General features: G+C 59.3%; 12 protein-coding genes and 4 tRNA genes. 12 read left to right on the forward strand and 4 right to left on the reverse strand.

The window, feature by feature from the left end:
- Positions 1-184: 184 nt before the first annotated feature.
- Positions 185-415 (forward strand): hypothetical protein, encoded by a 231-nt coding sequence (locus ACRRSD_RS24935; protein ID WP_435035901.1) that lies wholly within the window; start codon positions 185-187, stop codon positions 413-415.
- On the opposite strand, the gene ACRRSD_RS24940 is transcribed toward ACRRSD_RS24935, so the two are convergent.
- Complete coding sequence (locus ACRRSD_RS24940) at positions 412-612, reverse strand: hypothetical protein (protein ID WP_038363595.1); 201 nt, start codon at positions 610-612, stop codon at positions 412-414. The genes ACRRSD_RS24935 and ACRRSD_RS24940 overlap by 4 nt on opposite strands.
- A 227-nt stretch (positions 613-839) precedes the next feature.
- Complete coding sequence (locus ACRRSD_RS24945) at positions 840-2036, reverse strand: amino acid aminotransferase (RefSeq protein ID WP_435035902.1); 1197 nt, start codon at positions 2034-2036, stop codon at positions 840-842.
- Between the two features lie 336 nt (positions 2037-2372).
- Between ACRRSD_RS24945 and uvrB the strand changes: the two genes are divergently transcribed.
- The gene (uvrB, locus tag ACRRSD_RS24950) at positions 2373-4388 is read left to right on the forward strand and encodes an excinuclease ABC subunit UvrB (RefSeq protein WP_095123435.1); all 2016 of its coding nucleotides are present in this window, start codon (positions 2373-2375) and stop codon (positions 4386-4388) included.
- A 113-nt stretch (positions 4389-4501) separates the two neighbouring features.
- Here uvrB and ACRRSD_RS24955 read toward each other — a convergent pair whose 3' ends face one another.
- A complete protein-coding gene (locus ACRRSD_RS24955; RefSeq protein WP_435038540.1) occupies positions 4502-5992 on the reverse strand; it encodes an MDR family MFS transporter in 1491 nt (496 codons plus the stop codon).
- Positions 5993-6041: 49 nt separating this feature from the next.
- Positions 6042-7091 (reverse strand): HlyD family secretion protein, encoded by a 1050-nt coding sequence (locus ACRRSD_RS24960; RefSeq protein ID WP_435035903.1) that lies wholly within the window; start codon positions 7089-7091, stop codon positions 6042-6044.
- 228 nt (positions 7092-7319) lie between these two features.
- Between ACRRSD_RS24960 and gltX the strand changes: the two genes are divergently transcribed.
- The 10 genes from gltX to ACRRSD_RS25010 all read left to right on the forward strand — a co-directional run bounded on the left by gltX (position 7320) and on the right by ACRRSD_RS25010 (position 13285).
- Positions 7320-8801: a glutamate--tRNA ligase gene (gltX, locus tag ACRRSD_RS24965; RefSeq protein ID WP_099758525.1), complete on the forward strand. Its 1482-nt coding sequence runs from the start codon at positions 7320-7322 to the stop codon at positions 8799-8801.
- 202 nt (positions 8802-9003) lie between these two features.
- Positions 9004-9079, forward strand: a tRNA-Ala gene (locus tag ACRRSD_RS24970).
- 79 nt (positions 9080-9158) lie between these two features.
- Positions 9159-9234 (forward strand) — tRNA-Glu (locus tag ACRRSD_RS24975).
- A gap of 53 nt (positions 9235-9287) precedes the next feature.
- Positions 9288-9363 (forward strand) — tRNA-Ala (locus ACRRSD_RS24980).
- A gap of 80 nt (positions 9364-9443) precedes the next feature.
- A tRNA-Glu gene (locus tag ACRRSD_RS24985) sits at positions 9444-9519 on the forward strand.
- A gap of 182 nt (positions 9520-9701) precedes the next feature.
- Positions 9702-10241 carry a TetR/AcrR family transcriptional regulator gene (locus ACRRSD_RS24990; RefSeq protein ID WP_007913421.1) on the forward strand — a complete coding sequence of 180 codons (540 nt, stop codon included), beginning with the start codon at positions 9702-9704 and terminating at the stop codon, positions 10239-10241.
- A 30-nt stretch (positions 10242-10271) separates the two neighbouring features.
- Entirely contained in the window at positions 10272-11105 is an 834-nt protein-coding gene (locus tag ACRRSD_RS24995; RefSeq protein WP_435035905.1) for an alpha/beta fold hydrolase, read from the forward strand.
- 44 nt (positions 11106-11149) lie between these two features.
- Positions 11150-11599, forward strand: a complete 450-nt coding sequence (locus ACRRSD_RS25000) for an acyl-CoA thioesterase (protein ID WP_435035906.1) — start codon at positions 11150-11152, stop codon at positions 11597-11599.
- A gap of 158 nt (positions 11600-11757) precedes the next feature.
- Entirely contained in the window at positions 11758-12717 is a 960-nt protein-coding gene (locus ACRRSD_RS25005) for a tRNA dihydrouridine synthase (protein ID WP_085711993.1), read from the forward strand.
- A 121-nt stretch (positions 12718-12838) separates the two neighbouring features.
- Complete coding sequence (locus ACRRSD_RS25010; RefSeq protein WP_007913433.1) at positions 12839-13285, forward strand: Hsp20 family protein; 447 nt, start codon at positions 12839-12841, stop codon at positions 13283-13285.
- Positions 13286-13381 lie beyond the last annotated feature (96 nt).

The raw sequence follows: 13381 nt of genomic DNA on the forward strand, positions 1-13381 counted from the left end.
AAGCGTAGGTTGCAAAATTGAGTGAATCTTCGGGACGGACGGTGGTTTGTCAGCGATTGGCGGTTACCAGAACCGTAGCAGAGGTCTACCATGGCCGCCCGGAAGTGGTCACACGCGCTGCCGGCCATTCGCCGAACAAGGTACGCGCCATGAATCATTCAAACCGCAATAATGAGGTGCTCGCATGAGCATCGCGCAAATCAGCCTGCCCAAGGGTGTCGGTCCCCACGCCGAAAAACTCTTCGACGCAATTACCCAGGCCAGCAACGCTGAAGAACTCAATCGCGCCGGTGGCAAGGCTGAAGGGTTCGTCCTTGGGCTGGAAAGCACCAAGGCGATCAAAAGCCAGATCGCTGAATCGCTGTACGTCGTCTATGACGACGCCGCGACTCAGCGCGCGACTGAGCTGGCTTAACTGCCGAAGGTGATGGTGCCCATCATCAGTTTGGCGTAGGCCGCGGTGGCCGCCAGCTGCACCAGCCACAGCGCCAGACCACCGAGAAACACCCCGGCCGCTACTTGCAGCACCAGGCTTTTTTCGCGTTTGGCCGAGGCGCGAGGGATGAAATCATCCAGATCGTCACGGTCGGCGCGCAGGTTGTCGTTTTTCATTAGGGTTCTCGCAGAATTCTTGGGTTAACTCATCACTAATGTGGGAGCGAGCCTGCTCGCGAATGCGGTGGGTCAGTCGCCATCGTTGTTGGCTAACAGACCGTATTCGCGAGCAGGCTCGCTCCCACAATTGGATTTGTGTGCAGTTTAGAGGGAATGTTGCATTCCTTCGGACAAATAAAAAACGGGAAGCCCCAAGGCTTCCCGTTTTTCATCACGCGGCGAAATCAGATGACCTGAACAATCGCATCCGTCACAGCCTTGATGTTGCTCTGGTTCAGCGCTGCCACACAGATACGGCCGGTATCCAGTGCGTAAATGCCGAACTCGTTACGCAGGCGATGCACTTGTTCAGTGGTCAGGCCCGAGTAGGAGAACATGCCGCGCTGGCGACCGACGAAGCTGAAGTCGCGGCCCGGGGCTTTCTCGGCCAGCAGATCAACCATCTGCGTTCGCATGCCGCGAATGCGCAGGCGCATTTCCGCCAGCTCGGCTTCCCACTGGGCGCGCAGTTCCGGGCTGTTCAACACCGCAGCAACGATGCTTGCACCGTGGGTCGGCGGGTTGGAGTAGTTGGTGCGGATCACGCGTTTGACTTGCGACAGCACGCGCGCGCTTTCTTCTTTCGATTCGCTGATGATCGACAGGGCGCCAACGCGCTCGCCGTACAGCGAGAACGACTTGGAGAACGAGCTCGAGACGAAGAAGGTCAGACCGGACTCGGCGAACAGACGCACGGCAGCGGCGTCTTCGTCGATACCGTCGCCAAAACCCTGGTACGCCATGTCGAGGAACGGCACGTGACCTTTGGCCTTGACCACGTCCAGCACGTTGTTCCAGTCCGCCGGGGTCAGGTCGACGCCGGTCGGGTTGTGGCAGCAGGCGTGGAGGATAACGATCGAGCCGTTCGGCAAGGCGTTGAGGTCTTCGAGCATGCCGGTACGGTTTACGTCGTGGGTTGCAGCGTCGTAGTAACGGTAGTTCTGCACCGGGAAACCAGCGGTTTCGAACAGCGCGCGATGGTTTTCCCAGCTTGGGTCGCTGATCGCCACAACGGCGTTCGGTAGCAGTTGCTTGAGGAAGTCGGCACCGATCTTCAGGGCGCCAGTACCGCCGACAGCCTGAGTGGTGATGACGCGACCGGCGCTGATCAGCGGCGAATCGTTGCCGAACAGCAGCTTTTGCACGGCCTGGTCGTAGGCAGCGATGCCATCGATTGGCAGGTAACCGCGCGAAGCGTGTTGAGCGACGCGAATCGTCTCGGCTTCGATCACGGCGCGCAGAAGTGGAATTCGCCCCTCTTCGTTGCAGTAAACACCCACGCCCAGGTTGACCTTGGTGGTCCGGGTATCGGCGTTGAATGCTTCGTTGAGGCCCAGGATTGGATCGCGGGGTGCCATTTCGACAGCGGAGAACAGGCTCATTATTGCGGCGGCTCTGAATGGAGAATGAGGGACGTGTCGCGCTCCAGCCGGATGCACTAGAGCGGTGCACAAACGGGGAGCTAGTATAGAGGCCATTACGGAACAATGGCGACAGGCGATTCGGCTTTTAGAGTAAGTTTTTCCGATTATTTCTTGACCGTTAGTCGACTGCTAGTGTCAGAGTCTTTACCGGATGTAGGACGTTTGCCTTGAAAGGTGAGGCAATCGCCACCACATTGAGCACAATCCAGGTTTTTTCTTGCGCGACACCGGTCGTTTGCGGTCGTCCCCGTGGTGCTCCGCTTTGCTCGGAATGCCGCGATCCCAGAGGTATATATGTCCGAATTCCAGCTCGTCACCCGCTTTGAGCCCGCCGGCGATCAGCCGGAAGCCATTCGCCAATTGGTCGAGGGCATCGAAGCCGGGCTGGCGCACCAGACGCTGCTCGGTGTGACCGGCTCGGGCAAGACCTTCAGCATCGCCAATGTCATCTCGCAGATACAGCGCCCGACGCTGGTGCTGGCGCCGAACAAGACCCTCGCCGCGCAGTTGTACGGTGAGTTCAAGGCGTTCTTCCCGAATAACGCGGTCGAGTATTTCGTCTCCTACTACGACTACTACCAGCCCGAAGCCTACGTGCCGTCGTCCGACACTTTCATCGAGAAGGATGCGTCGATCAACGACCACATCGAGCAGATGCGTTTGTCCGCGACCAAAGCGCTGCTCGAGCGCAAGGACGCGATCATCGTCACCACGGTGTCGTGCATCTACGGTCTGGGTAGCCCGGAAACCTATTTGAAGATGGTCTTGCACGTCGATCGCGGCGACAAACTCGATCAGCGTGCGCTGCTGCGGCGTCTGGCCGACCTGCAATACACCCGCAACGACATGGATTTTGCCCGCGCGACCTTTCGCGTGCGCGGCGATGTGATCGACATCTACCCGGCGGAATCCGATCTGGAAGCGATCCGTATCGAGCTGTTCGATGACGAGGTCGAAAGCATTTCCGCGTTCGACCCGCTGACCGGCGAAGTCATCCGCAAGATGCCGCGTTTCACCTTCTACCCGAAGAGCCACTATGTGACGCCTCGGGAAACCCTGCTCGACGCCATAGAGCACATCAAGGTCGAATTGCAGGAACGCCTCGAATACCTGCGCAGCAACAACAAACTGGTCGAGGCTCAGCGGCTGGAGCAGCGCACCCGTTTCGACCTGGAAATGATCCTCGAACTGGGTTACTGCAACGGCATCGAAAACTACTCGCGCTATCTGTCCGGGCGTCCGGCCGGTGCCGCGCCGCCAACCCTTTACGACTACCTGCCGGCGGACGCCTTGCTGGTGATCGACGAATCCCACGTCAGCGTGCCGCAGGTCGGTGCGATGTATAAGGGCGACCGTTCGCGTAAGGAAACCCTCGTCGAATACGGCTTCCGTCTGCCGTCGGCGCTGGACAACCGGCCAATGCGTTTCGACGAGTGGGAAGGGGTCAGCCCGCAGACCATTTTTGTCTCGGCGACCCCGGGCAACTACGAAGCCGAACACGCCGGGCGCGTGGTTGAGCAAGTGGTGCGGCCGACGGGTCTGGTCGACCCGCAGGTTGAAGTGCGCCCGGCGCTGACTCAGGTCGACGATCTGCTCTCGGAAATCACCAAGCGCGTGGCGGTTGAGGAGCGGGTGCTGGTCACCACGCTGACCAAGCGCATGGCCGAAGACCTCACCGATTACCTTGCCGACCACGGCGTGCGCGTGCGCTATCTGCACTCGGACATCGACACCGTTGAGCGGGTCGAGATCATCCGCGATCTGCGCCTAGGCACGTTCGATGTGTTGGTCGGGATCAACTTGCTGCGTGAAGGTCTGGACATGCCGGAAGTGTCGCTGGTGGCGATCCTCGATGCGGACAAGGAGGGCTTCCTGCGTTCCGAACGCTCGCTGATTCAGACCATTGGCCGCGCCGCGCGGAACCTCAATGGCCGAGCGATTCTTTACGCCGATCGCATGACCGGTTCGATGGAGCGCGCGATTGGCGAGACCGAGCGGCGTCGCGACAAACAGATCGCCTTCAACCTGGAAAACGGCATCACCCCGCGCGGTGTGATCAAAGACGTCGCCGATATCATGGAAGGCGCCACCGTGCCGGGCTCGCGCAGCAAGAAGCGCAAAGGCATGGCCAAAGCCGCCGAAGAGAACGCCAAGTACGAAGCCGAACTGCGCTCGCCGAGCGAGATCACCAAGCGTATTCGTGCGCTGGAAGAGAAAATGTATCAGCTGGCGCGGGATCTGGAGTTTGAAGCGGCGGCGCAGATGCGTGATGAGATTGCCAAACTGCGCGAGCGGCTTTTAGCGGTTTGATCTTCATTGCCTGAGCGGGCCTCTTCGCGAGCAGGCTCGCTCCCACTTTGGATCTGTGTCGTTCACAAAACTTCTGTGGGAGCGAGCCTGCTCGCGAATGGGGCGACTCAGTCTTAATGAGACTCCCCAGCCTTCAACCCTTGTGGCAATTTCTTGGTCAACAAAATCGCCAACATGCTGATCCCCAGCGCAATCCCGACAAAGTGAAACGCATCGTTGTAAGCCATGATCGCCGCCTGCTGATGGACGATCTCACTCAACTTGCCCAGCGCCGCCGTGTCATTGCCAAACCGATCGGTCATCGACGCCAACCGTTCCGCCACCTGCGGATTGGTCGGCACCACCGCCTCGCGCAAATAATCGAAGTAAGTCTTGGTGCGCGCATCCAGAAGCGTCGCCAACAGGGCAATGCCAATCGCGCCGCCCAGATTGCGCAGAATATTGAACAGACTCGACGCCGACCCCGCGTCCTGCGGCAGGATGTACGCCGTGGCGATCAGCGAAATGGTCACCATGATCAACGGCTGGCCCAGCGCGCGAATGATCTGGATCTGATTGAACTGCGGCCCGGCGAAATCCGGGTTGAGCACCCCCGAAGAAAAACTCGCCAAGCCGAACAGGCCAAATCCAATCGTGCATAGCCATTTCGGCGAGACAAACTTCATCAGCTTCGGCACCAGCGGAATCAGGAACAGCTGCGGCACGCCCATCCACATGATCACTTCGCCGATCTGCAGGGCGTTGTAGTTCTGGATCTGCGCCAGATACAGCGGCAACAGATAGATCGAGCCGTACAACCCGACACCCATGCCCAGGCTGGAAATGCTCGATAAACCGAAGTTGCGATTACGCAGAATGCCGAGGTTGATCAGCGGATTGGGTTTGGAGATCTGCACGATCACAAAAGTGATCAGACTCACCAGGGCAATGCTGCCCAGCATCACGATCAGGCTCGATTCGAGCCAGTCCTTGCGATGGCCTTCTTCCAAAAAAACCTGCAAGCAACCGAGGCCAATCCCCAGCGTGAGGATGCCGGTGTAGTCGGTGCTTTTCAGCAGTTCCCAGTGCGCCTCTTTCTTCTCCAGTCCGTACATCAACCCGGCAATCATGATCAGGCCCGGCGGAATGTTGATGTAGAAGATGTATTCCCAACCCCAGTTTTCCGTGAGCCAGCCGCCCAGCGTCGGGCCGATGGACGGCGCAAACGTGGCGGTCATGGCGAACATCGCCATGCCTTTGGCACGATGGTGTTCCGGGAGTTTGATCAGGGTCAGGGTGAACGCCAGCGGGATCAGCGCGCCACCGGTGAAGCCTTGCATGGCGCGAAAGACGATCATGCTTTCCAGGCTCCAGGCCATCGAGCACAGCAGTGAAGAAACCAGAAACCCCAGCGACACCCACACCGCCAAGCGTCGCGCCGAGAGCAGCTGCACCAGCCACGCAGTCAGCGGGATCATGATGATTTCCGCGACGAGATACGAGGTGGAAATCCACGAGCCTTCTTCCAGTGTCGCCGACAGCGCACCTTGAATATCTTTCAGCGACGAGTTGGTGATCTGGATGTCGAGCACCGCCATGAAGGCGCCGAGCATCACGCTCATCACCGCAATCCAGTCGCGCCGGGTCGGCTCGCCGACCGGGCGGATCAGCGAATCACCGGCCATTGTCCGGGGCGTCTTTGATGTTCACTTTGGCGGTGACGGACATGCCCGGGCGGATCTTGCCGTGCAGCGGGTTGTCGGCCTTGAAGGTCAGTTTCACCGGAATCCGTTGCACGACTTTGGTGAAGTTGCCGGTGGCGTTGTCCGGTGGCAGCAAGCTGAACTGCGCGCCGGACGCGGCGAACAGGCTATCGACTCGCGCTTCGATTGGCGTGTCGCCATAGGCATCGAAGGTCAGCTCGGCTTTCTGGCCGGGTTGCATATGACCGATCTGGGTTTCCTTGAAGTTGGCCTGCACCCAGATGTCTTCATCCGGGACGATCGACAGCAGATAGGCGCCAGCCTGCACCACTTGACCGTTACGGGCAGCGCGTTGGCCGACCAGGCCGCTGATCGGCGCGTGGATTTCGCTGCGGGTCAGATTGAGTTCGGCTTGCGCGAGATCGGCGCGGGCGTTGGCGATCTGTGCGTCGAGGCGTTTGATTTCCGCGTTCAAGGCGTTGACCTGCTGGCGCTGGCCCTGCGCGTCGGCTTGCGCCTTGGCCACTTGTGAACGAGCAATGTGGGCGTCGGCGGAGAGGGTGGTCACCCGTTCTTCGGAAACGTAACCGGGTTTGCGCAGGGTTTCTGCTCGCGACAAGTCCATCTGCGAACGGCCGAGGGTAGCTTGCGTGGTCGCCACTTGCGCGTCGCTGGAGGCAATCAGGCTGGCTTGCTGAGTCAATTTGCTTTGCGCCTGCAGGCGTTCGGCTTCGCGGGTGGCGAGGGCGGCATTGGCGCGATCGATGGCCAGACGGAAATCATTCGGTTCAAGGCGTACCAGTAACTGGCCTTTTTCCACGTGTTGATTGTCCTGCACCAGCACTTCATCGATGCGCGCGCTCAACTGGCTCGACACACGGGTGATTTCGCCCTGGACATAGGCGTTGTCAGTGCTTTCATAAAAGCGTCCCTTGAAAAACCAATGGGCGAAAAAGCCCCCGGCGATCAGCAGGACGAGCAACAGGAAAATCAACAGGCGACGCTTGAGTTGGGCAGGCATGGGCAAACTGTAGTCGAGGAATTGTAAGGAAAGTTATCAGCAGGCGAATCTGGCATACAGCCGATAAGCGGTAAATGCCGTCCGCTGATATTTGCCCATTCACCACGGCTTACGGGCGTTCCAGAGGCAAACTTGGCTTAAATGCCCTGCCTGCTGGAGCGGGGCGGGTGTCGCCTGTTACCATTCGCCGCTTGATTGTTTTGCTTTTCATTCTTTTCGAGACATGCCATGACCACCGTCCGCACTCGCATCGCGCCATCGCCTACCGGGGACCCCCACGTAGGTACCGCTTACATCGCATTGTTCAACTACTGCTTTGCCAAGCAGCATGGCGGTGAGTTCATCCTGCGCATCGAAGACACCGATCAGTTGCGTTCGACCCGCGAGTCCGAACAGCAGATCTTCGACGCCCTGCGCTGGCTGGGTATCGACTGGAGCGAAGGCCCGGACGTTGGCGGCCCGCACGGCCCGTACCGGCAGAGCGAGCGTGGCGACATCTATCAGAAGTACTGCCAGCAACTGGTCGACATGGGCCACGCGTTCCCATGCTTCTGCACCGCTGAAGAACTCGATCAGATGCGCGCCGAGCAAATGGCTCGCGGCGAAACTCCACGTTACGACGGCCGCGCACTGCTGCTGTCGAAAGAAGAGGTCGCCGCCCGTCTGGCTGCCGGCGAACCCCACGTAATCCGCATGAAAGTGCCGAGCGAAGGCGTTTGCGTGGTGCCGGACATGCTCCGTGGCGACGTCGAGATCCCGTGGGATCGCATGGACATGCAAGTGCTGATGAAGACCGACGGCCTGCCGACGTACTTCCTCGCCAACGTCGTCGACGATCACCTGATGGGTATCACTCACGTGCTGCGTGGCGAAGAGTGGCTGCCCTCGGCGCCGAAACTGATTCTGCTGTACGAATACTTCGGCTGGGAGCAGCCAGAGCTGTGCTACATGCCGCTGTTGCGTAACCCGGACAAGAGCAAGCTGTCCAAGCGCAAGAACCCGACCTCGGTGACGTTCTACGAGCGCATGGGCTTCATGCCGGAAGCGATGCTCAACTACCTCGGCCGCATGGGCTGGTCGATGCCGGACGAGCGCGAGAAGTTCTCGCTGCAGGAAATGGTCGACAATTTCGACCTCAAGCGTGTCTCGCTGGGCGGGCCGATCTTCGATATCGAGAAGCTGTCGTGGCTCAACGGCCAGTGGCTGCGCGATCTGCCGGTGGAAGAGTTTGCCAGCCGCCTGCAGACCTGGGCGTTGAACCCCGAATACATGATGAAGATCGCGCCGCTGGTGCAGGGCCGCGTTGAAACCTTCAGTCAGGTTGCACCGCTGGGCGGCTTCTTCTTCGCCGGCGGCGTTAACCCGGATGCCAAGCTGTTCGAATCGAAGAAGCTCTCCGGCGATCAGGTTCGGCAGTTGATGCAGTTGATCCTTTGGAAGCTGGAAAGCCTGCGTCAGTGGGAGAAGGACAACATCACTGCGACGATTCAGGCGGTGGTTGAATCCCTTGAGCTGAAATTGCGCGATGCAATGCCGCTGATGTTTGCTGCAATCACGGGGCAGGCGAGTTCGGTGTCGGTACTCGATGCGATGGAAATCCTTGGCCCGGACCTGACCCGTTATCGTCTGCGCCAGGCGATCGACCTGCTGGGCGGCGTGTCGAAGAAAGAAAACAAAGAGTGGGAAAAGCTGCTGGGCGCGATCGCTTAAGCACACCTGACTCTGCAGGAACGACCGAAGGCCGGGATCTTTTGATTCCGGCCTTCGGCGTTTTCCCCCCGAATTTACGGGGGAGGGCGGTAAGTGATTGTTATGCCGACGAAAAACTTTGAAAAATTTCAAAAATAAGTTTGACAGGCTTTCGATACGCCCTTAAGATTCGCCCCGTCCTCAGCGATGACATCAACGATGAGGGGCTATAGCTCAGCTGGGAGAGCGCTTGCATGGCATGCAAGAGGTCAACGGTTCGATCCCGTTTAGCTCCACCAATTTACACTTCGAAGCCTGGCCACACCGGCTCCGAAGCGATCAACACTCAGCGTTGATCAGTTGTATAGAAGGGTTTGCGTCCCCTTCGTCTAGTGGCCTAGGACACCGCCCTTTCACGGCGGTAACAGGGGTTCGAGTCCCCTAGGGGACGCCAGTTTTACAGAAGCGATGTTGCAAGATGTCGCTCCGCCGCGAGGCGAAAAATCCGGGGCTTTAGCTCAGCTGGGAGAGCGCCTGCATGGCATGCAGGAGGTCAGCGGTTCGATCCCGCTAAGCTCCACCAATTTTACACGTTCAAGGTCTGGCCACACCGGCCTTGAATCGATCAGTTCTCAGCGCTGATCAGTTGTATAGAAGGTTTGTGTCCCCTTCGTCTAGTGGCCTAGGACACCGCCCTTTCACGGCGGTAACAGGGGTTCGAGTCCCCTAGGGGACGCCACGATTACCCGCTCTGCGGGATTTTATAAGGGTCATTCAATTATTGAATGGCCCTTTTGTTTGTCTGGCGTTTGGCCAATTCTCCTTTTTCCTTACACTGTGCTTCAGACCAGCGGTCATATCCTTGACTTGCAGAATATTATTATGCGAATAATATTCTAGTCGTAATATTCGGAGGCAACGATGAACGATAAAAAAGCTCAAACCCGCGAACGCATCCTCAAGGCTGCCAGCGCTGCACTGATTCAGCGCGGCCCGGCGGACCCTAGCGTGGGCGAAGTGATGGGCGCAGCCGGCCTCACCGTCGGTGGCTTCTACGCGCACTTCGAAAGCAAGGACGCAATGATGCTCGAAGCGTTCAAGCAGCTACTCGGTCGCCGCCGCGACCTGATTGCCGACATGGATGCCGAGCTGACCGGTGAAGAGCGTCGCGCCCTGGTCGCCGCGTTCTACCTGTCGCGCAAGCACCGTGATTCCAGTGACGCGGCATGCCCGATTCCGGCTTCGATTGGCGAGTTGGGTCGTTTGCCGGAATCGTTCCGAATCGCGCTGAACGAACACCTGGAGTTGATGATTGCGCAGTTGGCGTCCAGCCCCGAGGACACCGACAAAGCCCTGGCCGATGTGGCCTTGATGGTGGGTGGTCTGGCGCTCGCAAGGGCTCTGGGTCCGGGAGATTTATCCGATCGATTGCTGCGCGCTGCCAAGTCGGCGGTGCGTTGACCTGAAGGCAACAGGCCTGAGGAGAGAGCGATGAACACGTTGAAGTGGATTCGTGGCGTTAATGGCACCTTGGGCTGGATTGCACCGAAACGGGTTGCGAGCAAAATGCGTCTGGCATTCATGACGCCGCGATCGCTGCCTCTGCGGGATTGGGAGTTGCCGCTGCTGGCCAGTTCCGAACGGATCACTTTGCGCTTCGGCCTCTCGGCGCTGCGCTGGGGTCAGGGCCCGACGGTATTGCTGATGCACGGCTGGGAAGGGCGCCCGACCCAGTTCGCCGCGCTGATCACGGCACTGGTCGATTCCGGTTATACCGTCGTCGCGCTCGATGGTCCGGCCCACGGGCGTTCGCCGGGGCGTGAAGCCAATGTCGTATTGTTCGCCCGGGCAATGCTCGAAGCGGCTGCCGAGTTGCCGCCACTGCAAGCGGTCATCGGCCACTCGATGGGCGGCGCTAGCGCCATGCTCGCCGTGCAATTGGGCTTGCGCACCGAAACCCTCGTCAGCATCGCCGCGCCTGCGCGAATTCTTGGCGTGTTGCGTGGCTTCGCTCGATACGTCGGCATGCCGCCTCGAGCCCGTTCCGCCTTCATTCGTCAGGTTGAGCAAGACGTCGGCATGCGCGCCGCCACGCTCGACGTTGCTCACTATCAACTGGATATGCCCGGCCTGATCGTGCACGCCGAGGACGACAACTTCGTCTCGGTCAAAGAGTCGCAACTGATTCACGAATCCTGGTTCGACAGTCGCCTGCTGCGCCTTGAAGGCGGTGGTCATCAGCGCGTGCTGGCCGACCCTCGGGTGATTGATGGTGTGTTATCACTGCTGGCTGGCCGCAGCCTTCAGGCGCGCCAATCGGCGTGAGCTCCGTTACACTGCCCCGGTTGAATCATTGACCGGGAGTGGGTATGGGCTGGGATCGGGCAACGCCGTTTACCATTGATCTGCAAGTAAGCGCCGAGGACATCGACGGGCTGGGCCACGCGAACAACGCGGTATACGTCACTTGGCTCGAGCGTTGCGCCTGGCGCCACTCGCAGCGTCTGGGCCTGGATCTGGTCGAATATCGCCGACTGGATCGGGCGATGGCGGTGGTGCGCCACGAGATCGATTATCTCGCTGCGGCCTATGAAGGCGACGAACTGCAATTGGCGACCTGGATTGTCGATTGGGATCAGCGCCTGAAAATGACCCGGCATTTCCAGCTCAAGCGTCCGAGCGACAACACCACGTTGTTGCGTGCGCAAACCACGTTTGTCTGCATCGAACTGTCCACGGGCAAGCCAAAGCGCATGCCGGCAGAGTTCATCGAAGGCTACGGCCCGGCGATCCAAATCCCCGATACCGCTCAAATCTAAAGTGTGGGAGCGAGCCTGCTCGCGAAAGCCGTCTGTCAGTTGATATATGCATACCTGACACACCGCTGTCGCGAGCAGGCTCGCTCCCACAAGGTTTCTGCGAATTCCCGCGATATCCAGTAAACTGCCGCACGTTTTTCTTCAAGTAGTGTTTTCCCATGCAAATTGCTCTGGCGCCCATGGAGGGGTTGGTCGACGACATCCTCCGCGACGTGCTGACCCGCGTTGGCGGCATCGACTGGTGCGTGACCGAATTCATTCGGGTCAACGACCAGTTGCTCACGCCGGCCTATTTCCATAAGTTCGGTCCGGAGTTGCTCAACGGCGCCCGTACCGCATCCGGCGTGCCATTGCGTGTGCAATTGCTCGGTTCCGACCCGGTATGCCTGGCGGAAAACGCTGCGTTAGCCTGTGAACTCGGCTCCGAAGTCATCGATCTGAACTTCGGCTGCCCGGCCAAGACCGTCAACAAATCCCGTGGCGGCGCGGTCCTGCTCAAGGAGCCGGAACTGCTCAACCAGATCGTCGAGCACGTCCGTCGCGCTGTGCCTGCACACATTCCCGTGACCGCGAAAATGCGCTTGGGTTTCGACAGCCCGGACGGTTCGCTGGTCTGCGCCACGGCGTTGGCCGAAGGTGGCGCCGAGCACATCGTGGTTCACGCCAGAACCAAAATGGACGGCTACAAACCACCAGCACACTGGGAGTGGATTCCACGCGTACAGGACGTGGTCAAAGTCCCGGTGTTCGCCAACGGCGATATCTGGAGCGTCGAAGACTGGCGGCGTTGCCGCGAAATCAGTGGCGTGGAAGACATCATGCTCGGTCGCGGTCTGGTCTCGCGCCCGGATCTGGCCAAGCAGATCGCCGCCGCCCGCGCTGGTGAAGAAGTCGTCGAGATGACCTGGGCCGAGCTGATGCCGCTGATCCAGGACTTCTGGTTGCAAGCCAAGGCGCAGATGACCGCACGCCAATCGCCGGGCCGTTTGAAGCAATGGCTGGCCATGCTAACGCGCAATTATCCCGAGGCCACCGAGCTGTTTACCGTGCTGCGCCGTGAGACGGAGCCGGATCAAGTCTCGCGTTTGCTCGGTCTGCCGGTTGCCGAAGCGGCCTGAAAAAAATCTGCAAATAATCTCTTGAAATCATTTCAGCGGTCCCTATCTAAGGGTTACGCGATGCCGGATTCGGGTCGCGGAGTCAAAAAACCTTGCTGATTGTTTTCAGGAGATTTGAATCATGAGTACTGCATTTTCCCTCGCGCCACTGTTCCGTTCCTCGGTAGGTTTCGACCGTTTCAACGACCTGTTCGAAACCGCCCTGCGCAACGAGCCAGGCAGCAGCTACCCACCTTACAACGTCGAAAAACACGGTGATGACCAGTACCGTATCGTCGTTGCCGCCGCCGGTTTCCAGGAAGAAGATCTGGAGCTGCAAGTCGAGAAGGGTGTGCTGACCATCAGTGGTGGCAAGCGTGATGCCAACGAAGGCGTGACCTTCCTGCACCAGGGCATCGCCCAGCGTGCGTTCAAGCTGTCCTTCCGCCTGGCCGATCACATCGAGATCAAGGCTGCCGATCTGAGCAACGGTCTGCTGAGCATCGATCTGTTGCGGGTGATCCCGGAAGAGGCGAAAGCCAAACGCATCCCGATCAACGGGACGCAGAAGCCGGCGTTGCAGCACTGAGTCATGTGTCGCAACACAATCGTCTGAACGGACGATGAGCCGCTGAATGAAGGCCCCGATACGTCGGGGCCTTTTTTGTGTGCGCAATAAAACCGC

This window comes from Pseudomonas neuropathica (assembly GCF_051174785.1).
Taxonomy (GTDB): domain Bacteria; phylum Pseudomonadota; class Gammaproteobacteria; order Pseudomonadales; family Pseudomonadaceae; genus Aquipseudomonas; species Aquipseudomonas neuropathica_A.